Genomic DNA, 24,592 nt, shown 5'->3' on the forward strand with positions numbered 1-24,592 from the left:
CGTGCCGGGGAGGATTATGCGCGTCGTAACCCTATCCGAACCCGACGATTTCGACGGCTGGCGCGACGCCGCGCGTGGCCTGATCGCTGAGGACGTCCCCCCAGACGACGTCGTCTGGCAAGTCGGCGACGAACCGGTCGACCTGTTCGCAACCGTCGCCGAACCAGCGCCCGCCCCGCCCCCCGGCGCGTTCTCCGTCCCCCGGGCTTTCATCGACCTAGCCCGCAGCGCGATCCTCGGCAGCGACCCAGAACGGTTCGCGCTGCTTTACACGCTACTTTTCCGCCTCCGCCGCGAACAAAAACTGATCGAGGACCGCGCCGATCCGCTCGTCCGCCGCCTCGACCGGATCGCCAAGGACGTCCGCCGCGACATCCACAAGATGCGCGCGTTCCTGCGTTTCCGCGAGGTCGAGGAGGACGGCGGCACGCGCTTCGTCGCGTGGTTCGAACCCGACCACCACATCGTCCGCGCCAACGCCGCGTTCTTCGTCAACCGCTTCGCCAGCATGCGCTGGTCGATCCTGACGCCCGAGGTCTCGGTTCACTGGGACGGCAAGGCGCTCAGCGAGGGTCCCGGCGCGAGCAAGGCCGACGCCCCCGACGGCGACCCAACCGAGGAAGTCTGGAAGACCTATTACGCCAGCATCTTTAACCCGGCGCGCGTCAAGATCGGCGCGATGCTGAAGGAGATGCCGAAGAAATACTGGAAAAATATGCCCGAGACCGCGCTGGTACCGGGCCTGCTGGCAGCGGCACAGGCAAGGGAGAGCGGGATGATCGCGAAGGCGCGCGACACGGTAGGTGGTAACAGCCTGATCGCGTGGGAAGCACTGCGTGACGAAGCTGCCGGCTGCACCCGCTGCCCGCTCTACAAGCCCGCAACGCAAACCGTGTTCGGCGAGGGCCCGGTTGATGCCCCGCTAATGTTCGTCGGCGAACAGCCCGGTGACCAAGAGGATATCGCCGGCCGCCCCTTCGTCGGCCCCGCCGGCCAGATGTTCGACAAGGCGATGGCCGAGGCTGGCGTCGACCGCTCCCGCGCGTACGTCACCAACGCCGTGAAACACTTCAAATTCGAACAACGTGGCAAGCGACGCATCCACGCCAAGCCCGGCGCAGGCGAGATCGACGCCTGCCGCTGGTGGATCGAGCAGGAGCAGATGCTGATCAAGCCAAAGGTGACGGTGGCGCTAGGGGCGACCGCAGCGCGGTCGTTGTTCGGGAAGGTGATGACGATCGGGCGCGAGCGCGGGCGGGCTTTGCAGCTACCGGATGGTGGCGAGGCCTGGATTACGGTGCATCCGAGCTATCTGCTTAGGCTGCCGGATCCGGCGCAGGCTGCGGAGGAATATGCGCGGTTCGTCGAGGATCTGCGAGTGGTTGGCGGGCGTATCGGTTGATCCTCCCCGGTACGGGGAGGGGGACCAGCGCGGCTGGTGGAGGGGGCTTACCGCGGGCGTACCGTTCGTGGAGAACCCCCTCCACCCCGCCGCTTCGCGTCGCGGTCCCCCTCCCCGTGCCGGGGAGGATTACATGCTGTTCGGTTCCGGTCCCAAGCGGCCCGCCGGATCGTCGAGCGCCTCGATCGCGGCCATGTCTTCGTCGTCGAGCGTCAGGTCGAGCGCCGCGAAATTGTCAGCGAAATGCTCCGCGTCCGAGGCTTTCGGGATCACCGAAAAGCCGTTCGCCAGATGCCATGCGAGGATCACCTGCGCGGCGCTGCGGCCGTGCTTGTCGGCGATGCGGACGATCGCTTCGTCCTTCAACAGCGTCTTACCCTGGCCCAGCGGGCTCCAGCTCTGCGTTACGATGCCGTGGGCTTCGTGATACTTGCGCTGGTCACGCTGCTGGAAGTTCGGGTGGAGTTCGATCTGGTTGACCGCAGGAGTCACACCGGTCGCGGCGACGATCGCGTCGATATGTTCGGGGAGAAAGTTCGACACGCCGATCGACTTGGCTTTCCCTGCATCGCGCAGGGCGATCATCGCCTTCCAGGCTTCTACATACTTGTCCTGCTTCGGCACCGGCCAGTGCATCAAGTACAGGTCGACCGACTCGACACCGAGTAGCGCAATGCTCTCGTCCATAGCCGCTTCGGCATCGCCCTGTCGGTCGTTCCAGAGCTTCGTCGTCAGGAACGCGTCCGACCCCTTGTAGCCGTCACCGACGCCACGCTCGTTCTCGTAGATCGCCGCGGTGTCGACCAGGCGGAAGCCGATATCGAGCCCGGAGCGGACGATCGCCGCGGCCTGGCTGTCGGGGATTTGCCACGTACCCATGCCGAGCTGGGGCATCGTGCGGCCGTCGTTGAGTGTGAGATCTGTCATGCGGCACCAGCGAACGAACCGCGTACCGGTTCCGATTTTGGGCTTCCCTTCGTCGCCCGGTTCGCGCAATCGACCGAGCCATGTTCGAAAAGATCCTGGCCGTGCTGGCCACCTTCACGATCGGCGTCATTTCGTCGGGTGGCTATGTTGGCATCGCCTTGCTCATGGCGATCGAGAGCGCGTGCATCCCGCTGCCGTCCGAAATCATCATGCCGTTCGCCGGCTACCTCGTCTCGACCGGGCGGTTCGACCTGTATCTCGCCGCCACCGCGGGCGCGATCGGGTGCAATCTGGGCTCGATCGTCGCGTACGAGATCGGCAAGCGTGGTGGCCGGCCGATGGCTGAGCGCTGGGGCAAATACCTGCTGATCGGTCCGGGCGAGCTCGATGCGGCCGACCGGTTCTTCGCGCGCTGGGGCTCGATAGCGGTGCTGATCGGGCGGCTGCTGCCGGTGATCCGCTCGTTCATCGCCTTCCCCGCCGGCGTCGCGCGGATGAAGCTGGTGCCGTTCCACGTCTACACCTTCGTCGGATCTTGGCCGTGGTGCTTCGGGCTGGCCTGGGTCGGGATGAAGCTTGGCGACAAGTGGGACAGCGATCCGCGCGTGAAGGCCGCGTTCCATAGTGCCGACCTGCTGATCGGCGTGGTCCTGATCGCGCTGGTCGGCTTTTATATTTGGCACCGGGTGCGTGGGCTGAAGCGTAACCCTTAAATACTGCGGGCGTAACCGCGGCGCTTAGCCAGCGCGCGGAGGTCCTCGTCGCGCGTTGGCACAAGCTGCGCGGTTCTCCGCTTCACCGCGGCAAGGATGTCTGCGTCGGCCTTTTCGGGCGAGCCGCTGTCGAACGGTGGTGCCGGATCATATTCGAGGCTTAGCTGCACCGCCTTCGCGTGCGCCTCGCCGCGGATCATCGCGGTCAGCGTCAGCGCGAAATCGATCCCCGCCGTGACGCCGCCGCCGGTGACGCGGTTGCGATCCACCACGGTCCGCGCGTCGACCGGGATCGCGTTGAACAGGGTCAGCATATCGCGCTGGGCCCAATGACACCCGGCTCGGTAGCCGTCGAGCAAGCCCGCCGCGCCGAGGATCAGTGAGCCGGTGCAGACGCTTGTGACCCATGTCGCGTCGGCACCGACCGCCTGCACCCACGCCATCGCTTCGTCGTCGGCGATCACGGCGTTGGTCCCGAAACCGCCGGGGACGCAGAGAATGTCGGCGCGCGGCACGTCGGCGAAGGTCGCGGTCGGCAGGATCGAGAAGCCGGCGTCGGTCGGCACCGGGTCGAGCGTCTTCCACACCAGATCGAGCCGCGCATTGCCGAGCCGCGAGAGGACCTGCGCGGGGCCGGTCAGGTCGAGCTGCGTCACGTTCGGGAACAGCAGGAAGGCGATGCTCAGCGGTTCGGTCATGCTGGCATTCCTAGCGGGAGGAGCTTTGGCGACGGATGGCGAGAGCGCGGTTCTCTATTGTTTTAAGTCGTTGCAAAACTGGATTTATCGGACGTCGGCCGGGTTAAGGGTCCGAGTGAAGCATAGGAAGTGTAGACGCTCGCGCGGATTCTTTCCGAAGAGAAACGCGCTTCGGCGGGTGGTTTGGAGGATCGCGCTAGGGAAGGCTGCCAACGTCATCGGCGCATCCTGTCACGTCCTGCCCTTGTAGGACAGTTAGGGCACCGAGAGGCTTATGGGCGGGCGTCAGGCAAACGACCATCTGGCGAGCGTGCGCACGGGGTCGATGCTTGGGTCCGGGGAATGGCGGCGGGAGTCTACGGGGCGACCGTTCGGGTAATGGGCCGTCGTTCGGGGCTGGCGTCACTCACATCGTGAAATACCCCAGCTTTCGCTGGGGTGACGGGTCGGGTTTGCAGGTCGGGGTTGGATCGGATCGGGTTAGGTCGTGCCGGATCGGGTTGGATCGTGCCGGATCGGGTTGGGCTCAGGTAATCAGCCGCGAGAAGCGGATGAGCGTAAAAGTACGAGGCGCTCCCCCAGGCCGTCATCCCAGCGAAAGCTGGGATATCGTCGTATCGGTCCCGACGCGCGCCGAAAGCTCAGGGCAGAACCGGCACCTCCGCCGCCCGCGTCTTGTTTTCCAGGCGGGATTCCCTGACCCGTTGGCCGAAGCATCCCGTCGCGCCACCCGCGCCGACTGCGGAGCAGCTGCCAATCGTGTTGACGCCCGAGCCGGCGTCCATCGTACCCTGTGCCTTGGTCGCCCAGCTGGCGTTTTCGGGGGTGACGACGAACTCGCGGAGCTCCTTCGGAACGCGGTATTGCTCTTGCGCGCTGCGGCGGACGCAAACGACGATCTCTTCGCCGTTCTGGTTGGTCGGGCAGCGTTCATTGCCGAACAGCGTCAGGACGCCGTTGATCGGCGCGTTGCGCGAGACCTGCGGGGGGGCGACGACCGGCTTGGGCCTGGCGGTCGCGCCGGGAAGCGCGGGGGCCTTGGCGGGCGGCTGCGCGAGGGTGGGGCCCGTATTGGCACTGCCCGTATTGGCATTGGGGGTCGGCGGCGCGGTCTGTGCGACTGCGGGGCCGGCGACTAGCAAGGCCGCCGCAAAAAGCATCTTCATACGCATCACTCCCACGCGTTCGTTCGGCTTGTTGCTTGTTATAGTCGCTCGGCCTGAACCGTAGCCGTCCGCCTAGATCCGCTTGGCGGTTGCGATCGCGACCTTGCAGCCGAGCCGGATCGCGGCGCTCAATACCGGATAGCCCGGCGTTTCCTCAGCCCCCGCAGCAATCGCGGTCGCCTTGTGTTCGAGTTCCTCGGCCTGGAAATCCAGGATCGCTGCCGATAGCTCGGGGTCGCTGGCGCCAAGCTGAACGAGCTGTTCTTCGTAATGCTTGTCGATCTCGGTCTCGACCGCCGCGGTGCAGGCCATCGCCGCGCGCGGGCTGATTGCGGCAGTCACCGCGCCGAGCGCGAAGCCGGCGACCTTCCAGATCGGCTGCAAGACCGTGGGTCGCACGCGGCGCTGGACGATCATCTTGTCGAAGAACGCGCGGTGGCGTTCTTCCTGCTGCGCCATGTGATGGATCGAGCGCGACGCCGGGTGGCGGTCGCCGAGCACGGCCAACTGGCCCGCGTAAATGCGGATCGCGCCGTATTCGCCGGCCTGGTCGACGCGGATCATCGAATCGGTGGCCCGCTTGGCGTCTCCTGGCTTCCAGCTCATCTCGTCTTCCTCATGAGGGCGAATATGGTGAACGCACCGGCGAGGGAAAAGATGGCGTTGAAGCCGGCGAGCGAGATTCCGAACAATTTCCACTGTGGCGAATCACAGCGCACCATCGGCGCGTTCATGATCGCCGCGAGACGCTCGGCAGCGGTCGTGCCGGCCATCGAGACGGTCGTGGTGCAGGCGGTGAAGCCGTTCCACCAATGATATTCGACGCCGGCATGCGCGACGCCGATCAGCCCGCTAAGCCCGATCAGCAGCCCGGCGATGATCACCAGCGAGGCGCGCAGCGACCGTCCGGGGACGAAGAACGTCGCGCCGGCGATCAGCACCGCGGAATAATGCGGCCAGCGCTGCCAATGACACATCTCGCACGGATACAGCCCGCCGAGATATTGCGAACCGAGCGCGCCGAGCAGCAGGAATGCCGGCAGCAGCAGCGCGATGGCGCGTGCGATCTCTTCGTTCTTGGTCATGCCAAGTCCACGACGTACGCTCACTTGGTGGGCGCCTTGGTCGCGTCGGTGGGATCGGGCTTGATCGGGCGCGGCTTGGTGGCAGCGGCGACCTGCACCGGGCCGCCGAGACGCGCGACGGTCTTCAGCGCGTAATAGAGCTGGAAGTCGTCGATGCCCTGCTTCTTCAACTGCTCGGGCGTCTGCGAGAAACGGGGGTCGGTCTTGGTATCCTCCTCGAGCACCGCGTTGTCGGCCTTCACCTCGTTGATCAGATGTTTCCGGAGATCCGCCTCGCGGAAGACCGGGCGCGACTTGTAGTCGGGATCGGTAAGCTGCGGCACCTTGATGTCGGGCTCGATCCCGCCTTCCTGCACCGAGCGGCCGGACGGCGTGAAATAGCGTGCGGTGGTCAAACGGAGTGCGGTCTCGGGGCCGAGCTGCAACACCGTCTGGACCGAGCCCTTGCCGAAGCTGCGCTCGCCCATGATCAGCGCGCGGTGGTGATCCTGGAGCGCGCCGGCGACGATCTCGGACGCGGAGGCGGTGCCGGGATCGGTGAGGACGACGACCGGCAGGCCATGCGCGTCGTCGCCGGGCTTGGCGTAATAGCGCTCGATATCGGTCTTCTCGCGGCCGCGCTGCGAGACGATCTCGCCGTGATCGAGGAACGCGTCGCTGACTTCGATCGCCTGGGTCAGGAGACCGCCGCCGTTTTCGCGGAGGTCGACCACGTATCCGAGCGGGCGGTGGCCAAGCGACTTGTCGATCGCCATGATCGCCGCGCGCGTGTCGGCGCCGGTGTTCTCGCTGAAGGTGTTGATGTTGATATAGCCGACGTCGCCGCGGACTTCCCATTTCACCGGCTTCTGGACGATGATCTCGCGCATCATCGTCACGTCGAGCGGCTTGTCGCGACCGGGGCGGACGAGGCCCAAGGTGATCTTGCTGCCGGGCTTGCCGCGCATCTTGCCGACCGCCTCGTCGAGCGAGTCGCCGTAGATCAGCTTGCCATCGATATGCGTGATGTAGTCGCCGGACTTGACGCCCGCGCGGGCGGCGGGGGAGTCTTCCTGCGGGGAGACGACCTTGATCGCGCCGTCCTCCATCTGCACCGTCAGGCCGAGACCGCCATAATTGCCTTCGGTCATGATCCGGAGGTTTTCATAGTCGAGCGCATCGACATAGCTGGAGTGCGGATCGAGGCTGGCGAGCATGCCCTGGATCGCGCCCTTGATCAGCGTCTTGTCATCGACCTTGTCGACATATTCCGCCTTCACGCGGTTGAACACGTCGAGGAACTGATCGAACTCGCGGTACGTGTCGGTGTCGACCGCGGCCATCGCCGAGGTGGCAAGCGGGATCAGCGTCAGCGCGCCGACGATCGCCGTTGCGGTAAGGATCGGGGTACGCAGTATAGGACGAGGCATCGGTGGTCCTGCAACCTGAGAAAAGACGTGTCGTACGGTCGTGACGGCGTAGCGTAGCCGAACGCTGGCGGCAACGCGCGCGCGGAGTGAAGGCGCGTGGGGGTTAATGGGGGATGACTGGGGGCTTGGTCGTTAACGATCGCCTATTGCATCGATCCTCCCCCGCAAGGGGGAGGTGGCGCCGAAGGTGACGGAGGGGGAGGACACGGAACATCGGTTGCCGCTTGCCTCCCCCTCCGTCTGGCAAGCGCCAGCCACCTCCCCCTGGCGGGGTAGGATCGGAGCATGGCCGCCCGTTCTATCAGCTAATCAGCGCGATCCTATCAACGCGGCGACATCGACCGGGCGACCTTGACGGCGGAGTTCGACGGTGATGCGCGGGTCTTCGCCGGGCGCGATGCCAAGCGGCGCGCCCATCGCGACGCGGTCTCCGGGTTTGGCCGCGGTTGCAGCGAGCCCGGTGACGAGGCTCGTCCAACCGTCAGCGTGGTCGATAATGACGATGACGCCGTAATCGCGGAAACGACGCGCGTAGCGGATCGTCCCTGCGGCGGGCGCGACGACGCGCGCGCGGGGGGCGGCGGCAAAGGTCACCCCGCGCGATCGGACGCCAGAGTCCGAAACCTCGTCGAAGCCGGTGACGAGCCTGCCCGCTACCGGTGTGCGGTATACGCCGCGCGGGGGCGCCGGGGGCGTCGTGCCGGGCGCGATCGGGCGGGGGATCGGACCGGCGAGCGCGATCAGGCTGGCCGCGGTCACCTTGGCGTTGGTCGTGGCGGTCATACCGTCGACCAGATCCCGCGCGCGTTCGCCAAGCGCCAGCGCGCGATCGGACTCGCTGAGCGCGCCGCGGCCGAGCGACTGGCTGCGCTGGCGATGGCGCGCCTCCAAGGTGGCCAGCGCGATGCGATCGTTCTCCAGGCGCGCGCGGCCGTCGGCGAGCGCTTTGGCGGCCAGCGTGGCGCTGGCTTGCAGGCGACGCGTTTCGGCGAGCTCGACACGGACCGCTTCGGTACGCTGGCGGACCACGGGGAGCGCGCTGCCGAGCACGGCGCGAACGTGGACGAGGTCGTCTACCGATCCCGGCTGAGCGACTGCGACGATTGTGGGGCGGCGGGCGAGCGACTCCAGCGAGGCGAGCAACCGTGCGACCGGGGCTTGCGCGCGACCGAGCTTGGCGCGTTGATCGGACAGCAGGCGCTCGACCAGCGTTACGCGCGCACTGGCGGTGGCTAGGTTCGCTTCGGCGGCGGTCACGCGCGCAGCGAGCGCCTGCTCTTCCCGGCGCGCCTTGTCGGCGGCGTTGCGCTCCTGCGTGGCCGCAGCGGCGAGCTTGGCGGCGCGGGCGGCGGCGAGCGCGGCGTCGCGTTTCGCCGTAACCAGGCGTTGCTGCTCGGTCGCCAGCTCGGGCGCGTCAGTCTGTGCGGTTACGCCCGCCGCCGCGAACAGCGCCGCGATCGCCAAGACGCCCCCTGCCCTCATGCATCACCCTTCGCGGTGATACGGGTGATTGGCAAGGATGCTGGTGGCGCGGAAGAGCTGCTCGGCGAGCATCGCGCGGGCGAGCAGATGCGGCCAGGTCGCGCGGCCGAACGAGAACAGCAGGTCGGCCTCGTCGCGCGCCGCGTCGTCGAAGCCGTCGGCGGCGCCGATCATGAACCGCGCCTCGCGCACGCCGTCGTCGCGCCACCGCTCGAGGTGTCGCGCGAACTGCGTCGACGACAGCGTCTCGCCCTTCTCGTCGAGCAGGATGCGCTTGGTCTGCTCGCCGACCAGCGGGATCTTGCCGCCGGTGTCTGGGAGCTCGCTGACCTTGGTCGGCCAGACGATCCGCTTCAGATAACGGTCGACGAGGTCGGCCTCGGGCGAGCGCCCGATCCGACCACGGGCGACGATGTGGAGCAGCATGATCGGACCTGGGGCCGCTTCTGGGTCGGTTAGTCTTCGTCGGTGAAGGTCGGCACTGGTGGCGGCGTCGGTGCGTCGCCAAATGCCCACATCCGCTCCAGATTGTAGAAGCTGCGGACTTCCGGGCGGAACAGGTGGACGATGACGTCGGTCGCGTCGATCAGCACCCAGTCAGCCGTGGGGAGCCCCTCGATCTTCACCGGACGCTTGAACTCGGCCTTGATCCGCTCGGCCAGCTTCTGTGCCATCGAGGCGACCTGGCGAGTCGAACGACCGCTGGCGATCACCATGTAATCGGCGATGCTGGTCTTGCCCGCGAGCGGGATCGAGATGGTCTCGACCGCCTGGTCGTCGTCGAGCGACGCGAGGATCAGGCGATGCAGCGCCTCAACCTCTTCGGGGTCGGTCGCGCGAGGGGCAGTAGGGGAAGTGGCCAAGTCAGCTCCTGGGTAAGACTACTGAGCCAGCAAAATGCTGAACCCAGTCGGGATTTTTGGCGCGCAGGCCGGTTGCGGAGGTCGGGTCGGGTCGGAAGCGCAACAGCACGAGGGCCGGCAATCTCCACGTCGTCCAGCTCTTCGCATGGTCTGTGCGCCGTTGGAAGCGCCGCAGCCAACCCATCGCGGGGGCCGCGAGGGCGCGACCGTCATATCCCGGACGCGCGATTACCGCAATCGGAACCTCTCGGGCGATCTGGCGCCAGTTCTTCCAGCGGTGGAAGTCGGCAAGATTGTCCGCGCCCATCAGCCAGATGAAGCGGATTTTCGGGTAGCGCCGCTTAAGCTTGCGGATCGTGTCGAGCGTGTAGCGGGTGTGGAGCCGCGCCTCGATATCGGTCGCACGGATCGGCGCACGGCGGGCCATCGCGTGCGCGGAGGCGAGACGTGCGGGGAGCGGTGCCATGTCGTTGGCCGCGTCCTTGAGTGGGTTGCCGGGCGATACCAGCCACCACGCCTCGTCGAGCGCGAGCGCGTCGATTGCGGCCAGCGTTATGCCGCGGTGGCCGCGGTGCGCGGGATTGAACGACCCGCCAAGGATGCCGACGTGGGTCATGATTCGTGTGGCGTGTCGCGGCGCGAATGCATCACGCGAACGATATCGACGCCGTCCGGCACGGGACGATAGAGGATGAAGTATTCCGTGCCACGAATGGACCATTTCCGGATTTCGCCTGCGAACGCCGGCCCAAGATAAGGACTGTCGGCCAACAGCCGGGCAGCGTCGATAGCGCTTGCGCCGACCCTGCGCGCGAAGTCCGGTGAACGGTCCTGAAAATAGCGGTCGATATCACCCAGGTCCGCAAGTGCCGAGGCAGACCAGATACTACGCGTCACTCGGCCGCTATGTCGCGGTGCCGCGCCTCGAACCAGGCTTCGACCTGTTCCTGCGTGTAGACGCGTCCGGCATCGATATCGTCGAGGCCCTCCTGGACGAGGGCCGCGAGTTCGCCGTCCTTCCGCGTTGCAGTCTCTACGACCGACTTCACATAGTCGGTCACCGACATCCCACGCCAAACCGAGGCGGCCTGCAACGATGCAAGTGTCTCCGCATCCAGGTCGATGGTCAGAGGTTCGGACGTCTTCATGCCGGGAGGGTATGCCCCTTGAGCATCACAATCAACCGCGCACCTGGCCGGTGCCGCGGCCGATCCATTTGTAGGTGGTGAGGCCTTCGAGCGCGACCGGGCCGCGGGCGTGGAGGCGGCCGGTGGCGATGCCGATCTCCGCGCCGAGGCCGAACTCGCCGCCGTCGGCGAACTGGGTAGAGGCGTTCCAGAGGACGATCGCGCTGTCGACGGTGATCAGGAAACGCTCGGCGATCCCGGCATCTTCGGCGACGATCGCGTCGGTATGGTGCGAGCCGTGGCGGGCGATGTGCGCGACCGCCGCGTCCAAGCCGTCGACGATCGCGACCGAGGCGATCGCGTCGAGATATTCGGTGTCCCAGTCGGCTGCGTCGGCGGCGGCGATCTCAGGGACGAGCGCGCGTGCACTTGCGTCGCCGCGGACTTCGCAGCCCGTTGATGAGAGACTTTGGATCAAGGCGGCTGCATCCGCGTAGTCCCGGTCGATCAGCAGGGTTTCCATCGAGCCGCAAACGCCGGTGCGGCGCATCTTGGCATCCGCCACCACCGCCTTGGCCATTGCCGCGTCCGCGGAGGCATCGACATAGACGTGGTTGATGCCGTCGAGATGCGCGAGGACGGGCACGCGTGCTTCGGCCTGGACGCGTGCGACGAGGCTCTTGCCGCCGCGAGGGATGATAAGGTCAATCACCCCGTCAGCCCTGAGCATTGCGCCGACAGCCGCGCGATCGGTGGTCGGCACGAGTTGCACCGCCTCGACTGGTATGCCTCCCGCTTTTAGGCCCTCGACCAGAGCCGCATGGATCGCGCGGTTGCTCTTCACCGCCTCGGACCCGCCGCGCAGGATCGCTGCGTTGCCGGCCATTACACATAGCGCCGCAGCGTCCGCGGTGACGTTCGGGCGGCTCTCGTAGATGATGCCGATGACGCCGATCGGTACGCGGACGCGTGAGAGCTTCAGGCCGTTGGGACGGTCGCTGGAGTCGATCAACTGCCCGACGGGATCCGCGAGCGCCGCCACCGCCGCCACGCCGTCCGCCATCGCCGCCACGCGCGCCTCGTCCAGCCGCAGCCGATCCAGCAGTGCGCCGGACAGACCAGCGTCCGCCGCACGCGTCATGTCCTCCGCGTTCGCCGCAACGATCGTCGCCGATGCTGCCCGGATAGACTCCGCCGCCAACGCCAGCGCCGCAGCCTTCCGCGCTGACGGCATCGACGCCAGCACCAGCGCGGCAGACCGCGCGCGGCGCCCCATTTCGGCGATCATTTCGGTCGGATTTTCTGCATCGGCCATGGTCCGCGCGGTAGCATGCGAAGCCCCTCGCGCCAACGCCGCGAACTCGTTACGCTACCGATATTACAGGGGGATTCATGACCGGAGATATCGGAGCAGCGGCGGACATCGCCACGGGTGCCCTAGTCGGGCGCGCGTTCGAGCCGAGGGCGGGGGGCGCCCATGGTGCGCATACCGGCTACGGTCCGGAGGGCGCGCTTTGTCTCAATTGCGGGACCCGATTGCTGGGCGAGCATTGCCACGCCTGCGGCCAATCGGCGCACGTCCACCGTTCGCTCGACGGTATCGGGCATGAGATCGCACACGGGGTATTCCACTTCGAAGGCAAGATCTGGCGGACCTTGCCGCTGTTAATCCTGCATCCGGGGATGCTGACGCGGCGCTACGTCAACGGCGAGCGGGCGCGGTTCGTGTCGCCGCTCGCGCTGTTCCTATTCACCGTCTTCCTGATGTTCGCGACGATCGGTGCGGTCGGCGGGGAAATGACCAAGGACTTCCTCCAGGACAAACACTCCGGGAAGACGTCGGATTATGCGGTCGAGGCGGCGAAGGCGCGCGTGGCACTCGACAAGATCGAGGCGCAAAAGGCGGCAGCAGTGAAGGCGGGTGCGACCTATTCGGGAGACTCGATCGCGGCCCTCGACCAGCAGGCAAGCGCGCTTCGTACTACCGTTCGCGCGCTCGGCGTGGCGGCGGATATGCAGAACGGCATCACCTACGGCACGGTCGTCGATCTTGGCGACTTCCAGACCGGTTGGGAACGGCTCGATCACGGCATTGCGAAGGCGAACGGCAATCCAGGGCTGATGCTCTACAAATTGCAGACCAGCGCCTACAAATACAGTTGGGGGCTCATTCCGCTCTCCGTGCCGTTCATGGCGCTCCTGTTCCTGTGGCGGCGGCAGCATCACCTGTACGATCACGCGATCTTCGTGACCTATTCGCTGGCGTTCATGATGCTGTTGACGATCGTGCTGATCGTCGCGGGGGTGATCGGGGTGGCCGAGGGCTGGATCGTGATGGCGGCGATATGCGTGCCTCCAGTGCATATGTTCGCGCAGCTTCGCGGTGCGTATGAGTTACGGAAGCGGTCGGCGGCGTGGCGGACGGTGGCGCTGCTGACGTTCGCGTTCACGACGTTGCTGGCGTTTATCGTGCTGCTGTTGCTGCATGGGCTGACGGATTAGGGAGGCCATAACGTTTGCATCTCAGCATCCCCGCCCCTTCCGTCATCCCAGCGAAAGCTGGGATATCATTGTGTCGGCCGCGCACTCTCCAACCGGGAGACCCCAGCTGTCGCTGGGGTGACGACTGTATGTGGGTAGCTAGCAGGCCGCAGGAGCCTCAGCGGCAGGGGTACAGGTTCGCCAGGACGCGCGCGTAGCCATCTTTCAGGGGACGTTTCTGGTAGCTAGCGGGGAGTTCGTTCAAGCCGTCGAGCATGTCCATGATGCCGACCGACTCGCCCTCCGGAACGCAGGCGATCGGTGGCTTGCCTGCCGCAGCCCGGGCGGCGCGGTCTGCTTTGAGTTGATTGGTCGCGGCCTTGGCTTCGGCCTTCAGCGCAGGAAGGTCGGGGGACATCAGCGCCATCGGACCCTGGTCGCGCAGCGCGTTGGCGCGCGCCAGGAAGGTGCCGACGGTCATCGCCGCGCTCGCCGGCATCGCCACGCCGACCATCAGCAGCGCTGTGACTACAGCCTTGGAACGCGAATACAACATGGGCGGCCTTTCCGAGAAAAGACCGCCCATAGAGCTACTTAGGTGACTGCCCGGTGAACCGGATCACGCCCCCAAAGGGGTTGGCGTACCGAACGGACCAGACGGACGCCGCGTCTTCGGGATCGACGTACCCGCACGCGGGACGGTCGACGCCTTAGCACCCGGATCCGGACGATCGAGATCCTCGCCGGCGATCAGCTTCTTGATCTCGTCGCCAGTCAGCGTCTCGAATTCGAGCAACGCACCGGCCACGGTGTGGAGCTGGTCGACGTGATCGCTCAACACCTGCTTGGCGCGGTCGAGACCACCTTCGACGATCCGCTTGATCTCGTCGTCGATCAACTGCGCGGTCTGGTTCGACATGCGCGACGGACGGCTCGATGAGTAGCCGAGGAACGACTCGCCTTCGGGCTCGCCGTACTCGAGCGGGCCGACCTTGTCCGACATGCCCCAACGCGTGACCATGTCGCGTGCCAGACCCGTGGCGTATTGGATGTCGCCCGAGGCGCCGCTCGAAACCTTGTCGTAGCCGAAGATGACTTCCTCGGCGACTCGGCCGCCCATCGACACTGCGAGGTTCGCGTACATCTTGTCGCGGTGATAGCTGTACGAGTCGCGCTCCGGCAGACGCATCACCATGCCCAGCGCACGACCGCGCGGAATGATCGTCGCCTTGTGGATCGGATCCGACGCAGCCTCATGCATCGCGACGACGGCATGGCCGGCCTCGTGATATGCGGTCATCCGCTTCTCGTCGTCGGTCATGACCATGCTGCGACGCTCTGCGCCCATCATGACCTTGTCCTTGGCCTCCTCGAACTCGGCCATCGCCACCAAGCGCTTGCCCTTGCGCGCCGCATGCAGCGCCGCTTCGTTGACGAGGTTGGCGAGATCCGCACCCGAGAAGCCGGGCGTACCGCGAGCGATGACGCGGGCGTCGACGTCGGGTGCGAGCGGCACCTTCTTCATGTGCACTTCGAGGATCTTGATACGACCCTCGATATCCGGCCGCGGCACGGTCACCTGGCGGTCGAAACGGCCTGGACGCAACAGAGCAGGATCAAGCACGTCGGGACGGTTGGTCGCGGCGATGATGATGATGCCTTCGTTCGCCTCGAAGCCGTCCATCTCGACCAGCAGCTGGTTCAGCGTCTGCTCGCGCTCGTCATTGCCGTTGCCGAGACCGGCGCCGCGATGACGACCCACAGCATCGATTTCATCGATGAAGACGATGCACGGTGCGGACTTCTTCGCCTGCTCGAACATGTCGCGGACGCGGCTCGCACCGACGCCGACGAACATCTCGACGAAGTCCGAACCCGAGATGGTGAAGAACGGCACGCCGGCTTCACCCGCGATCGCGCGGGCAAGCAGCGTCTTGCCGGTACCGGGCGAGCCGACCAGCAGCGCGCCCTTGGGAATCTTGCCGCCGAGCCGAGCGAACTTGGTCGGATCCTTCAGGAACTCGACGATCTCTTCCAGCTCTTCGCGAGCCTCATCGATACCGGCGACATCCTGAAAGGTGACCTTGCCTTCCTTCTGCGTCAGCATCTTAGCCCGGCTTTTGCCGAAGCCCATCGCGCCGGAACCAGAGTTCTTCTGCATCTGCTTCAGGACGAAGAACGCGATGCCGAGGAACAGCAGGAACGGCAGCGACTGGTACAGCAGCAGCGCCAGCATCGACGGGCCCTCTTCGGGCTTGGCGCTGATCGAGACACCCTTCTCGCGCAACTTCGGCACGAGCGTCGAATCCGGGATGGGGTACGACTTGAACTTCTCGCCCGAGGTCAGTGTCCCCGAGATGATATCGCGCGAGATGTTGACGTCCTTGACGGTGCCCTCGTCGACCTTGTCGAGGAACGCCGAATACGCAATCGTGTTGCCACCCGACGCCGCGGTGCGGCCGTCGAACATGGTCACAAACAGCGCCAGCGCGAGCAGGATGCCGACCCAGATCAACAGGCTCTTCATCCAAGGATTGCCGCCGCCATTTTCGGGGCCGCCGTTTCCGGGGCCCTGGGGCTTCTGACCGCGGTTGTCGTTGTCGCTCATGGGTGCACGATACCTTTCACCGCACAAGATAAGCGTGCGCAGGTTAATGGCAATGGAACAACGCGCGACTTGCGTTGATCAGTGTGAACGGACCGGCACGTTACGCGGTTCTGCGCGGTGGGGCTTCGCGGAACCGCCAGACGTCGCCGCGGACGCTGGCAATGATCCCGGCCTGCGTGGTGCGTTTGCCGGCCATCAGCGAGTCGAGCAGCTTCTCGATGTTGGCCGCCTCGGTCCATTCGGGTGCGACGATGCCGGCGTCTTTGCGGACCGTGCCGATCGCCCGGCGCGCGAGGCGGCGGAGGATTTCGCGAGGCAGCTTCTCGACCGCGAGCTTCACTTCGCAGCCGCCAACCTTGGCGCGTTCGGTCCAGATCCAGTCGACCATTGCGCGGACGTCGGTGTCGGTCTCGGCGAGCGCGGCGGCGGCGCGCGCGAGGTTGGGCGTGCCGAGCCATTCGTTCTCGCCGAGCAACCGGCGAAAACGGGTGCGATCGTGGCGGTCGTCGTGGTTCGAGGGATCGTCGAAGAAAGGCACTTCAGCACGGCGGACGATCGCGCGGAGTTCGGCACGGCGCCAGTCGAGCAAGGGGCGGATGACCGTGACGCCGTGGACTTCGGTGCGGGCTCTGACACCGGCGAGACCGGATAGCCCTGACCCCCGAGCGGCGCGCATGAGGAAGGTCTCGGCCTGGTCGTCGGCGTGATGGCCAGTGACGAGCGCCCCTGCCCCGATCTCGCGGGCGTGGTCGGTTAGAAGGGCGTAGCGCGTGGTGCGGGCCTGCGCCTGGATGCTGGCGCCGGTGATCGGTTCGCTGGGGGCGAGCGTCGCGTGGAGAATGCCGAGCGTTGCGCAATGCGCGGCGACCATCGCGGACTCCTCCACCGCTTCGGCGCGGAGGCGGTGATCGATGCTCGCGACCGTGAAGCCGGGAGGGAGAGCTTCGTGCGCGAGGGTGAGCATCGCCATGCTGTCGGGGCCGCCGGAGACGGCGAACAGCGGGTTGGTGATGTCGCTTGCAAGGCGCGCGAAGTCGGCGGCGAAGCGGCGTCCTTCTTCGGTCATGCGGTGGGGACCGTGGCGAGGATGCTGATCCTCCCCTGCAAGGGGAGTTGGCTGGCGCTTGCCAGACGGAGGGGTGATCCGCTCTCGATGGCGCGATACCCCTCCGTCAGCCCGACGGACTGCCACCTCCCCTTGCAGGGGAGGATTTCAGAGGGACCGGTATTCATCGATGGACCTGCTTACTTGCACTTCGCCGCGCTGCGCCCGGCGGCAACCTGCCCCTTCATCGCCGCCGCCATTTTGGCGCCGTAGACGTCGTTCAGCTCGTCATACACCTTGCACGCATCCGCCGGCTTGTTGAGCTTGGTCAGTGCCTGGCCGAGATACAGCAGGCTGTCCGGCGCGCGCTCGCCCTCGGGCATCTTCTTGTAATTGTCATAGAACGCCATCGACGCGAGGCTTGGCTTGCCCTCGTCCAGATACGACCGGCCGAGCAGGTTCTGCGCATAGCTGGCACGCTTGCTCTTCGGATAGTCGGCAACGACCTTCTTCAGCTGCGCCTCGGCCTGCGGATATTGCTTGGCCGCCCACAGGCGGTAGCCGTACATATACTCGTCTTCCGCCGGATCGCCGGTCGACGGCTTCTCGACCGAAACCTTGGTCGGTGCCGGGGTGGTCGGCCTGGACGCCGCCTCGGGGCGCGTCGTCGGGCGCGAAGGACCGTCGCTCGACTGATCATCGGACTCGATCGGGCCACCTGCCCCCGCCGCGATCGGCGTGGGACCGGTCTCGATCGTCTTCATCCGCGCGTCGTTCGAACGGCGGTAATTGTCGAACGCGTCCTGCAACTGGCGGGTGCGGTTCTGGTTCTGCTCGATCTGCTCGGTGAGCGAGGTCATCTGCTGTTCCAGCGACGTGACGCGCTGGTTCACGTCGGCGAGCGCACTTGTCGCAGGCGAGCCGGGTCCGGGGCCCTGCTCGCTTTGCGGCGCGCGCACCTCGGGCTGGAGCATCTGGCCCGCGCCACCGGGGAAGACCTTCCGCTGCACCGCGCGCATTTCGCTTTCGAGCTTGCCGACGCGGCCCTCGACATTTTGGGCTTGCACGGCGGCGGGCAACAGCGCCGCGAGGCAGACGCCGATCAGAATAGACTTACGCATTGGCCACACCCCCCGGTGGATTGGTTAATCGTCCGGGTATAGCTGCACTACCCATCCTGTCGCCAGCCTTAAGGCGCTGGCGATGCCCGCAGGTTTTCACGGATTCGGCGTTGCCGTAGCGGCGGGTGGCGGATTGGCGGCGGCGTCCAGATTGGCACGCTGCGTCTCGCTGAGTGGACGACGCGGCGTACGCGGACGGCTGGCGCGCGGCCGCTCGGCGTTCGCAGACGACGGAGCAGACGCGGTCGGCGTGGCCTGCGGCTCGGGCGTGCCCGCGATCCGCGCGGCGATCGCCGGTGCACCGATCCGGACGTCCTTGATCGCGCGCTCGCCCGTACCGAGCGCCGGCGCGGCCGCGCCGTTGAGAGTCACCGCCAGCTTGTCCGCACGCCCGATGTTGATCATCGGGTCCTTCGCATCCTTGGGCACGTCGAACTTCTCACCCGGCTTCATCGTGCCGAGGTACAGCGTCTTGTTGTCGGCATCGTAGACGCGCATCCACACCTCGTCAGAGGCGGTCAGCGTGACCTGCCCGTTGGCCAGCGTGGCGGGCGCCGGCACCGGTTGCGCGGTCTGGGCGGCGGGGTTCGGTGCAACTTCGGCAACCGGCGTCGCGGTCGACGAAGTGCTCGTTCCGCGGAACATGTCCGTGCCGTACCACAGCCCGACCAGCACCAGCACCGCGATCGCGAGCCCCAGCGCGACGATCGCCAGCCCGCGCGAGGGGACGCGCGACGGATCGGTCATCTCATACGGTTCGTATTCGGGCGTCTTGCGACCGAGTTTCGCGACCTCGCCGCGGACGACGTTCGCGATCTGCACCTCGTCGATGCCCATCGCGCGCGCATAGGCGCGGCTGAACCCGACCGCATAGGTCGACGACGGCAGCGTGGAATAATCGGATGCCTCGATCGCCTCGAGATGACGCAACGGCACACGCGTGCGCGTCGCGATATCCGCAACGGTCAGGCCCTGCGCCTCGCGGGCTTTACGGAGAATGTCGCCAGCACGCTCTGGTTGAGCGGGTGCTGCGTTCTGGCCGGTTTCGACCTCGTCCATTCTTGTCTCCGAACACGGGCGCGTGGCGTTGCCCGCCATGTCACCCGTCTTTCAGAGGCCCCAAGCCGTGTCAACGCACCGCGCGTCTTAACCGCAGCTTTCCGCCGATCAGACGATTTCCACGCCGTTTTCGGTCGCCCAGTTGGTCAGCGCGCCGCGCATGTCGCGCGGCGGGTTGGCCAGCAGCCCTGCCATGTATGCGGTCAGCGCGGCGCGATCGAGCGAGCGCGTCATCGCCTTGATCGGACCGACCGCGGCGGGGGTGATCGACAATCGCTCGATCCCGAGCCCGATCAACGCCATCGCCTCCAGCGGCCGCCCGCCCATCTCGCCGCACACAGCCAGATCGACCTTCGCATCCCGCGTCGGCGGCACCAGTCGCGCGATAAAGCGGAGGATCGACGGGCTGAGCCAGTCGTAGCGCTCGGCGAGCTTGGGATTGGCGCGATCGGCGGCGAACAGGAACTGCGTAAGATCGTTGGTACCGATCGACAGGAACTCGATTCGCGGCAGCAGCACGTCGAGCATCTCGGCCAGCGCCGGCACCTCGAGCATTGCGCCGTAGCGGATCGCGAGCGGCAGCTTACGCCCCCTGCCCTCCAGCCAATGACGCTGCGCCTCGAACAGCGCACGCGCCTCGTCGAACTCCCACGGCTCGCTGACCATCGGGAACATCACGTTGAGCGTACGCCCCGCCGCCGCTTCCAGCAGCGCGCGCGCCTGCACCTTCATCAACCCGTCGCGCTCCAGGCCGAGGCGCAGCGCACGCCAGCCCATCGCCGGGTTCTCTTCGTCGGCGTCTTCCTTGTTGAGATACGGCAGCGCCTTGTCGCCACCGATGTCGACCGTGCGGAAGATCACTGGCCGATCGCCGGCCGCGTCGAGCACCTCGCGGTACAGCCGGTGCTGGCGCTCGCGCTGCGGCAGCGTGGCGGAGACGAGGAACTGGAATTCGGTACGAAACAGGCCGATCCCGTCTGCGCCGGTCACGTCGAGCGCAGCCACGTCATCACGGAGCCCGGCGTTCACCATCAACGTCAGGCGGTGGCCGTCCTTGGTGATCGGCGGCACGTCGCGCAGCGCCGCGAACGCCGCCTTGCGCTTCTGGCGCATCGCGAGGCGGGCCTCGAACGCCTCCTCCATCGCCGCGGAGGGCCGCGCGAAGACGTTGCTCTCGGCGCTGTCGAGCAACAGCATGTCGCCCTCCGCCACCAGTCGGCGGATGTCGCGGACGCGGCCGAGCACGGGCACGCCCATCGCGCGGGCGACGATCGTGACGTGCGCGGTCAGCGAGCCCTCTTCCAAGATCACGCCCTTCAGCCGCCGCTTGTCGTATTCGAGCAGTTCGGCGGGGCCGAGATTGCGCGCGATCAGGATCGTGTCCTGGCGAAGGCCCATCTGCGCGGCGGTGCCCATCTGGCCCGAGACGATGCGGAGCAGCCGGTTCGACAGGTCCTCCAGATCGTGCATCCGGTCGGCGAGCAATGGATCGTCGATCTGGCGCATGCGCTGGCGGGTGCGTTGCTGGACGCGCTCGATCGCCGCCTCGGCGGTGAGGCCGGAGTCGATCGCTTCGTTGATGCGCCGCGCCCAGCCCTCGTCATAGGCGAACATCTTGTAGGTCTGGAGCACCTCGACATGCTCGCCGCCGACGCCGAACTCGGCCTCGCGCGTCATCCGGTCGATGCCTTCGCGCATCTTGTCGAACGCCGCATAGACGCGGTGGCGCTCGGCGTCGGTGTCTTCGGCGACGGTGTGCTCGATATGGATGCGCGGCTGGTGATAGACCGCGCAGCCCGCAGCCATGCCGTCGACGAGTTTCTGGCCGGGAATCCGCATCGCCGCGGTCGACTGCGGCCGATCTGCGCCACCGCCGGTGGTATCGATGAGCCCCGCATTGGCGATGAGTTCGGACAGCACCATCGCGACGGTCTGCAACGCCTCGATCTCTACGTCGGCATATTTGCGACGATCGGTGTGCTGGACGGCCAGGACCCCCACGGAGCGCTCGCGGCGGATGATCGGCACGCCCGCGAAGCTGTGGAAGCGGTCCTCGCCGGTCTCGGGCTTGTAGGCGAAATCGGGGTGGCTCGCGGCTTCGTCGAGGTTCAGCACCTCGACATCCTCGGCGATCGTGCCGACGAGGCCCTCGCCAAGCGCGAGCTTGGTGACGTGGACGGCGGCCTGGTCGAGGCCGCGGGTCGCGAACAGTTCGAGGACACCTTCGCGCAACAGGTAGATCGAGCAAACTTCGCTGTCGATCGCGGTGGCGATGATGCCGACGACGGCGTTGAGCTTGGCTTGCGCGGACGTGCGCGAGGCCATCACGTCGTGAAGGCTGGTGAGGATTTCGCGGGCGGAGGCGGCGGCCGAAAGGGGCATTCGGGTTGGCTATCAGATGAAGCGCTTGGGTGCCACGCAACAAAAGCAGTGTCGCACCCAAGTTCGATCGATCTCCGGGTGTGGTTTCTTACAAGGGAGCCGCGCTGCGGGAATCTGGAGTCCCTACCCCCTACCCCCAATCCGTCATCCCAGCGAAAGCTGGGATATCCCCGTGGGACTCGCCGCCCCCTGGCGCCATCCAATCGGGAGACCCCAGCTTTCGCTGGGGTGACGAGTTTAGGCGGAAGCGATCAAGGGTCCGTCGACGCTCCTACGCGTCGAACAGCCCGTCCTGGCTTCCCGCCGGCGGGTTAAGGCCCAGATGCTTCCACCCCCCCGCATTCAGGAACCGACCGCGCGCGGTCCGCGCGATCAGACCCAACTGAATCAGATATGGCTCGATCACCTCCTCGATCGTATCACGCGGCTCGCTCAGCCCCGCCGCCAGCGTCTCCACCCCGACCGGTCCCCCGCGATAAATATCCGCGATCATCATCAGATAGCGCCGATCCATCGCATCGAGCCCGAGCGAATCGACCTCCAGCCGGTTGAGCGCCGCATCCGCCGCCCGCGCGTCGACCGTCTCGTGCCCCGCGACATTGGCGAAATCGCGCACGCGCCGGAGCAGCCGCCCGGCGATACGCGGCGTCCCCCGCGCACGCCGCGCGATCTCCATCGCGCCGTCCTTGGCGATCCCCAGCCCGAGCAGCCCCGCCGCGCGCGTGACGACCCGCTCCAGTTCCTCGACCGTATAGAATTGCAGCCGCACCGGGATGCCGAAGCGGTCCCTCAACGGCGTCGTCAGCAAGCCCTGCCTCGTCGTCGCGCCGATCAGCGTGAACCGCGGCAGGTCAATGCGGACGGAGCGCGCGGACGGTCCTTCGCCGATCATCAGGTCGAGCGCACGGTCCTCCATCGCCGGGTACAGCACTTCCTCGACCGCAGGCTGCAACCGGTGGATCTCGTCGATGAACAGCACGTCGCCGTCCTCAAGATTGGTTAGCAATGCGGCGAGATCGCCCGACTTGGCGATCACCGGCCCCGAGGTGGCGCGAAACCCGACCCCCATCTCGCGCGCGACAATCTGCGCGAGCGTGGTCTTGCCCAGCCCCGGTGGACCGAAGAACAGCACGTGATCGAGCGCATCGCCGCGCGATTTCGCCGCCTGGATGAAGATGCGCAGGTTCTCGCGTGCGGCCTTCTGCCCGACGAATTCGTCGAGCGTCTTGGGGCGCAGCGCGGCGTCGACGTCTTCGGGACGCTTGGCAGCGGTCAGGATGCGGTCTGTATCGGTCACCCACCCGCGATAGCGCGCTCGCGGTGAAGGGGGCAAGGCGGCTATGGGGTAGGCATGACCGACGAAACTGCGCATCCCGACCTGTATCTGCTGGGCGGAGTCTCGCCCGCGCTGGAGGTAACGCTTGCCGAGCGCTTCACGCTGCACCGCGAGGATCCGCCGGCGACGACGCGCGCGATCGTCGGGGGTGGGAGCAGCGTGGTCGATGCGGCGCTGCTCGATCGCCTGCCCGCGCTGGAGATCATCGCGATCCACGGCGTCGGGTACGACGGGATCGACCTTGCTGCGGCCAAGGCGCGCGGCATCGCGGTGACGACGACGCCGGACGTGCTGACCGACGATGTCGCAGACCTCGCGATCGGACTGATGCTGGCGGTGCAGCGGCGGATCGTCGCGAACGACCGCGCGGTGCGCGACGGCGGGTGGCAGATCGATCTTTCTCGACGCGCCAGCGAGCGACGGATCGGCATCTTCGGGCTGGGCCGGATCGGCAAGGCGATCGCCAGGCGCGCCGCGCCGTTCGCGACCGAACTCCATTATACCGCACGCTCCGCCAAGCCGGATTTCGCAGGCGTGTTCCATGCCGACATCGCCTCGCTCGCGGCGGCGTGCGATGTGCTGATCATCGCCGCACCGGGTGGCGATGCGACGTCGCATATCGTGGACGCCCAGGTTCTCGCGGCGCTCGGCGAGGACGGCATCCTCATCAACATCGCTCGCGGTAGTCTGGTCGACCAACCTGCTTTGGTAGCGGCACTCGAAGACGGAACGATCGCCGGCGCCGGGCTCGACGTGTTCGCCGACGAACCTGCCGTTCCAGAAGCGCTCAAGACGATGGATCAGGTCGTCCTGTCACCCCATCAAGGCAGCGCGACCGTCGATGGCAGGGCTGCGATGGCGGCGTTGGTCATCGCGAACCTCGACGCGCATTTTGCCGGACGACCGCTGCCGAGTGCACTCTAAGACTGGGACTTTGGGAAACAAAGCCCCCCTTCCGTTCGCCCTGAGCGAAGTCGAAGGGTGTGCCCCAAGAGAAGGTGCTTCGACTTTGCTCAGCACGAACGGAAGGGGGGGGTGAGACCAGGCTTAAGAACCAACCGAACGGGTCCGAAACTACGACTTAGACGCTTTCCTCAGCGCCAGCCGCACGAGCGCATCGAGCGAAGCCCCCGGCCCCAGTTCCTCGTCCGCCGCCGCCACCGCGACACTCGCTTCGTTCGGCCGAAAGCCGAGGTTGAGCAGCGCCGACACCGCATCCGCAGACGCCCCCGGCGCGGCATTGACCACCGCCGGTCCAAGCCCGAGCGCGATGCCGCCGACTTTGTCCTTCAATTCCATCACGATCCGCTGCGCGAGCTTGGGCCCTACGCCGTTCGCCCGCGCGACCATCGCCTTGTCGCCACTGGCGATCGCACGTGAGAGATCGACCGGCTCCAGCGCCGACAAGATCGCAAGCGCGACGCGCGCGCCGACCCCCTGCACGCCGGTCAGCAACCGGAACCAGTCGCGCTCGTCCGCGCTCGAAAATCCGACAAGCCGCTGGAAATCCTCGCCGACCAGCAATTCGGTGAACACCGTGCACGCCTCGCCGATCGGCCCCAGAGCCGACAGCGTCCGCGCCGAAGCGCCGACCAGATAGCCGACGCCGCCGACGTCGATCACGGCGTGGTCGATGCCGGTCGAGTCCAGCCGTCCTTTAAGATGCACGATCATTGCCGCGATCGGTA

The 24,592-nt window shown here is 66.5% G+C and carries 25 protein-coding genes; 4 read left to right on the forward strand and 21 right to left on the reverse strand.

Features of this window, described 5'->3' with window-relative positions; genetic code table 11:
* Positions 1 to 16: 16 nt before the first annotated feature.
* Positions 17 to 1,402 carry a UdgX family uracil-DNA binding protein gene (locus tag C8J40_RS01145; protein ID WP_132895434.1) on the forward strand — a complete coding sequence of 462 codons (1,386 nt, stop codon included), beginning with the start codon at positions 17 to 19 and terminating at the stop codon, positions 1,400 to 1,402.
* Positions 1,403 to 1,531: 129 nt separating this feature from the next.
* On the opposite strand, the gene C8J40_RS01150 is transcribed toward C8J40_RS01145, so the two are convergent.
* Entirely contained in the window at positions 1,532 to 2,329 is a 798-nt protein-coding gene (locus tag C8J40_RS01150) for an aldo/keto reductase (protein ID WP_132895435.1), read from the reverse strand.
* A gap of 80 nt (positions 2,330 to 2,409) precedes the next feature.
* On the opposite strand from C8J40_RS01150, the gene C8J40_RS01155 reads away from it, so the two are divergent.
* A complete protein-coding gene (locus C8J40_RS01155) occupies positions 2,410 to 3,042 on the forward strand; it encodes a DedA family protein (RefSeq protein ID WP_132895436.1) in 633 nt (210 codons plus the stop codon).
* On the opposite strand, the gene C8J40_RS01160 is transcribed toward C8J40_RS01155, so the two are convergent.
* The 12 genes from C8J40_RS01160 to C8J40_RS01210 all read right to left on the reverse strand — a co-directional run bounded on the left by C8J40_RS01160 (position 3,039) and on the right by C8J40_RS01210 (position 12,187).
* Positions 3,039 to 3,740: a DJ-1/PfpI family protein gene (locus tag C8J40_RS01160; RefSeq protein WP_132895437.1), complete on the reverse strand. Its 702-nt coding sequence runs from the start codon at positions 3,738 to 3,740 to the stop codon at positions 3,039 to 3,041. The two genes, C8J40_RS01155 and C8J40_RS01160, sit on opposite strands and share 4 nt — an antisense overlap.
* Positions 3,741 to 4,381: 641 nt before the next feature.
* Positions 4,382 to 4,906: a hypothetical protein gene (locus C8J40_RS01165; protein WP_132895438.1), complete on the reverse strand. Its 525-nt coding sequence runs from the start codon at positions 4,904 to 4,906 to the stop codon at positions 4,382 to 4,384.
* A gap of 72 nt (positions 4,907 to 4,978) precedes the next feature.
* The gene (locus tag C8J40_RS01170) at positions 4,979 to 5,512 is read right to left on the reverse strand and encodes a demethoxyubiquinone hydroxylase family protein (RefSeq protein ID WP_132895439.1); all 534 of its coding nucleotides are present in this window, start codon (positions 5,510 to 5,512) and stop codon (positions 4,979 to 4,981) included.
* Positions 5,509 to 5,991 carry a disulfide bond formation protein B gene (locus C8J40_RS01175; RefSeq protein WP_132735995.1) on the reverse strand — a complete coding sequence of 161 codons (483 nt, stop codon included), beginning with the start codon at positions 5,989 to 5,991 and terminating at the stop codon, positions 5,509 to 5,511. The genes C8J40_RS01170 and C8J40_RS01175 overlap by 4 nt, the downstream gene beginning before the upstream one ends.
* A 20-nt stretch (positions 5,992 to 6,011) precedes the next feature.
* Positions 6,012 to 7,400: a S41 family peptidase gene (locus C8J40_RS01180; RefSeq protein ID WP_132895440.1), complete on the reverse strand. Its 1,389-nt coding sequence runs from the start codon at positions 7,398 to 7,400 to the stop codon at positions 6,012 to 6,014.
* Between the two features lie 309 nt (positions 7,401 to 7,709).
* On the reverse strand, positions 7,710 to 8,882 hold the full coding sequence (locus C8J40_RS01185; RefSeq protein ID WP_132895441.1) for a peptidoglycan DD-metalloendopeptidase family protein: 1,173 nt from the start codon (positions 8,880 to 8,882) through the stop codon (positions 7,710 to 7,712).
* A gap of 3 nt (positions 8,883 to 8,885) precedes the next feature.
* A complete protein-coding gene (locus C8J40_RS01190; RefSeq protein ID WP_132895442.1) occupies positions 8,886 to 9,308 on the reverse strand; it encodes a 23S rRNA (pseudouridine(1915)-N(3))-methyltransferase RlmH in 423 nt (140 codons plus the stop codon).
* Positions 9,309 to 9,337: 29 nt separating this feature from the next.
* Complete coding sequence (rsfS, locus tag C8J40_RS01195) at positions 9,338 to 9,745, reverse strand: ribosome silencing factor (protein ID WP_131583613.1); 408 nt, start codon at positions 9,743 to 9,745, stop codon at positions 9,338 to 9,340.
* 1 nt (position 9,746) lies between these two features.
* Positions 9,747 to 10,361, reverse strand: coding sequence for a nicotinate-nucleotide adenylyltransferase (locus tag C8J40_RS01200; protein WP_132895443.1), 615 nt, complete (start codon positions 10,359 to 10,361; stop codon positions 9,747 to 9,749).
* A complete protein-coding gene (locus C8J40_RS20125; protein WP_165911334.1) occupies positions 10,358 to 10,642 on the reverse strand; it encodes a type II toxin-antitoxin system RelE/ParE family toxin in 285 nt (94 codons plus the stop codon). The genes C8J40_RS01200 and C8J40_RS20125 overlap by 4 nt, the downstream gene beginning before the upstream one ends.
* Entirely contained in the window at positions 10,639 to 10,893 is a 255-nt protein-coding gene (locus tag C8J40_RS20130) for a hypothetical protein (RefSeq protein ID WP_165886464.1), read from the reverse strand. The genes C8J40_RS20125 and C8J40_RS20130 overlap by 4 nt, the downstream gene beginning before the upstream one ends.
* 31 nt (positions 10,894 to 10,924) lie before the next feature.
* A complete protein-coding gene (locus C8J40_RS01210) occupies positions 10,925 to 12,187 on the reverse strand; it encodes a glutamate-5-semialdehyde dehydrogenase (protein WP_132895445.1) in 1,263 nt (420 codons plus the stop codon).
* 77 nt (positions 12,188 to 12,264) lie between these two features.
* Between C8J40_RS01210 and C8J40_RS01215 the strand changes: the two genes are divergently transcribed.
* Positions 12,265 to 13,374: a DUF3667 domain-containing protein gene (locus C8J40_RS01215; protein ID WP_132895446.1), complete on the forward strand. Its 1,110-nt coding sequence runs from the start codon at positions 12,265 to 12,267 to the stop codon at positions 13,372 to 13,374.
* 157 nt (positions 13,375 to 13,531) lie between these two features.
* Here C8J40_RS01215 and C8J40_RS01220 read toward each other — a convergent pair whose 3' ends face one another.
* The 7 genes from C8J40_RS01220 to ruvB all read right to left on the reverse strand — a co-directional run bounded on the left by C8J40_RS01220 (position 13,532) and on the right by ruvB (position 22,865).
* On the reverse strand, positions 13,532 to 13,909 hold the full coding sequence (locus C8J40_RS01220; protein ID WP_243693156.1) for a hypothetical protein: 378 nt from the start codon (positions 13,907 to 13,909) through the stop codon (positions 13,532 to 13,534).
* A 63-nt stretch (positions 13,910 to 13,972) separates the two neighbouring features.
* Positions 13,973 to 15,961, reverse strand: coding sequence for an ATP-dependent zinc metalloprotease FtsH (ftsH, locus tag C8J40_RS01225; RefSeq protein ID WP_132895447.1), 1,989 nt, complete (start codon positions 15,959 to 15,961; stop codon positions 13,973 to 13,975).
* Positions 15,962 to 16,061: 100 nt separating this feature from the next.
* Positions 16,062 to 17,027 carry a tRNA lysidine(34) synthetase TilS gene (gene tilS / locus C8J40_RS01230; RefSeq protein WP_132895448.1) on the reverse strand — a complete coding sequence of 322 codons (966 nt, stop codon included), beginning with the start codon at positions 17,025 to 17,027 and terminating at the stop codon, positions 16,062 to 16,064.
* Between the two features lie 179 nt (positions 17,028 to 17,206).
* Positions 17,207 to 18,127 (reverse strand): tetratricopeptide repeat protein, encoded by a 921-nt coding sequence (locus C8J40_RS01235; protein ID WP_132895449.1) that lies wholly within the window; start codon positions 18,125 to 18,127, stop codon positions 17,207 to 17,209.
* 96 nt (positions 18,128 to 18,223) lie between these two features.
* Positions 18,224 to 19,186 (reverse strand): helix-turn-helix domain-containing protein, encoded by a 963-nt coding sequence (locus C8J40_RS01240; RefSeq protein ID WP_132895450.1) that lies wholly within the window; start codon positions 19,184 to 19,186, stop codon positions 18,224 to 18,226.
* A 108-nt stretch (positions 19,187 to 19,294) separates the two neighbouring features.
* Positions 19,295 to 21,568 (reverse strand): phosphoenolpyruvate--protein phosphotransferase, encoded by a 2,274-nt coding sequence (gene ptsP, locus C8J40_RS01245; protein WP_132895451.1) that lies wholly within the window; start codon positions 21,566 to 21,568, stop codon positions 19,295 to 19,297.
* A gap of 271 nt (positions 21,569 to 21,839) precedes the next feature.
* Complete coding sequence (gene ruvB / locus C8J40_RS01250) at positions 21,840 to 22,865, reverse strand: Holliday junction branch migration DNA helicase RuvB (protein WP_056061260.1); 1,026 nt, start codon at positions 22,863 to 22,865, stop codon at positions 21,840 to 21,842.
* 54 nt (positions 22,866 to 22,919) lie between these two features.
* Between ruvB and C8J40_RS01255 the strand changes: the two genes are divergently transcribed.
* Positions 22,920 to 23,828, forward strand: coding sequence for a 2-hydroxyacid dehydrogenase (locus tag C8J40_RS01255; RefSeq protein WP_132895452.1), 909 nt, complete (start codon positions 22,920 to 22,922; stop codon positions 23,826 to 23,828).
* Between the two features lie 150 nt (positions 23,829 to 23,978).
* Here the strand turns inward: C8J40_RS01255 and ruvA are convergent, their stop codons facing one another.
* The gene (gene ruvA, locus C8J40_RS01260) at positions 23,979 to 24,578 is read right to left on the reverse strand and encodes a Holliday junction branch migration protein RuvA (RefSeq protein WP_107963179.1); all 600 of its coding nucleotides are present in this window, start codon (positions 24,576 to 24,578) and stop codon (positions 23,979 to 23,981) included.
* Positions 24,579 to 24,592: the final 14 nt, after the last annotated feature.

Origin of the sequence: Sphingomonas sp. PP-CC-3A-396 (assembly GCF_004343105.1) — a bacterium.
Lineage (GTDB): Bacteria > Pseudomonadota > Alphaproteobacteria > Sphingomonadales > Sphingomonadaceae > Sphingomonas.

What these genes read in the sequence shown, in the direction of transcription:
- C8J40_RS01145 (WP_132895434.1), top strand. Translation starts at nt 17, where the DNA reads ATGCGCGTCGTAACCCTATCCGAACCCGACGATTTCGACGGCTGGCGC.
- C8J40_RS01150 (WP_132895435.1), bottom strand. Translation starts at nt 2,329, where the DNA reads ATGACAGATCTCACACTCAACGACGGCCGCACGATGCCCCAGCTCGGC.
- C8J40_RS01155 (WP_132895436.1), top strand. Translation starts at nt 2,410, where the DNA reads ATGTTCGAAAAGATCCTGGCCGTGCTGGCCACCTTCACGATCGGCGTC.
- C8J40_RS01160 (WP_132895437.1), bottom strand. Translation starts at nt 3,740, where the DNA reads ATGACCGAACCGCTGAGCATCGCCTTCCTGCTGTTCCCGAACGTGACG.
- C8J40_RS01165 (WP_132895438.1), bottom strand. Translation starts at nt 4,906, where the DNA reads ATGAAGATGCTTTTTGCGGCGGCCTTGCTAGTCGCCGGCCCCGCAGTC.
- C8J40_RS01170 (WP_132895439.1), bottom strand. Translation starts at nt 5,512, where the DNA reads ATGAGCTGGAAGCCAGGAGACGCCAAGCGGGCCACCGATTCGATGATC.
- C8J40_RS01175 (WP_132735995.1), bottom strand. Translation starts at nt 5,991, where the DNA reads ATGACCAAGAACGAAGAGATCGCACGCGCCATCGCGCTGCTGCTGCCG.
- C8J40_RS01180 (WP_132895440.1), bottom strand. Translation starts at nt 7,400, where the DNA reads ATGCCTCGTCCTATACTGCGTACCCCGATCCTTACCGCAACGGCGATC.
- C8J40_RS01185 (WP_132895441.1), bottom strand. Translation starts at nt 8,882, where the DNA reads ATGAGGGCAGGGGGCGTCTTGGCGATCGCGGCGCTGTTCGCGGCGGCG.
- C8J40_RS01190 (WP_132895442.1), bottom strand. Translation starts at nt 9,308, where the DNA reads ATGCTGCTCCACATCGTCGCCCGTGGTCGGATCGGGCGCTCGCCCGAG.
- C8J40_RS01200 (WP_132895443.1), bottom strand. Translation starts at nt 10,361, where the DNA reads ATGACCCACGTCGGCATCCTTGGCGGGTCGTTCAATCCCGCGCACCGC.
- C8J40_RS20130 (WP_165886464.1), bottom strand. Translation starts at nt 10,893, where the DNA reads ATGAAGACGTCCGAACCTCTGACCATCGACCTGGATGCGGAGACACTT.
- C8J40_RS01210 (WP_132895445.1), bottom strand. Translation starts at nt 12,187, where the DNA reads ATGGCCGATGCAGAAAATCCGACCGAAATGATCGCCGAAATGGGGCGC.
- C8J40_RS01215 (WP_132895446.1), top strand. Translation starts at nt 12,265, where the DNA reads ATGACCGGAGATATCGGAGCAGCGGCGGACATCGCCACGGGTGCCCTA.
- C8J40_RS01220 (WP_243693156.1), bottom strand. Translation starts at nt 13,909, where the DNA reads ATGTTGTATTCGCGTTCCAAGGCTGTAGTCACAGCGCTGCTGATGGTC.
- ftsH (WP_132895447.1), bottom strand. Translation starts at nt 15,961, where the DNA reads ATGAGCGACAACGACAACCGCGGTCAGAAGCCCCAGGGCCCCGGAAAC.
- tilS (WP_132895448.1), bottom strand. Translation starts at nt 17,027, where the DNA reads ATGACCGAAGAAGGACGCCGCTTCGCCGCCGACTTCGCGCGCCTTGCA.
- C8J40_RS01235 (WP_132895449.1), bottom strand. Translation starts at nt 18,127, where the DNA reads ATGCGTAAGTCTATTCTGATCGGCGTCTGCCTCGCGGCGCTGTTGCCC.
- C8J40_RS01240 (WP_132895450.1), bottom strand. Translation starts at nt 19,186, where the DNA reads ATGGACGAGGTCGAAACCGGCCAGAACGCAGCACCCGCTCAACCAGAG.
- ptsP (WP_132895451.1), bottom strand. Translation starts at nt 21,568, where the DNA reads ATGCCCCTTTCGGCCGCCGCCTCCGCCCGCGAAATCCTCACCAGCCTT.
- C8J40_RS01255 (WP_132895452.1), top strand. Translation starts at nt 22,920, where the DNA reads ATGACCGACGAAACTGCGCATCCCGACCTGTATCTGCTGGGCGGAGTC.
- ruvA (WP_107963179.1), bottom strand. Translation starts at nt 24,578, where the DNA reads ATGATCGTGCATCTTAAAGGACGGCTGGACTCGACCGGCATCGACCAC.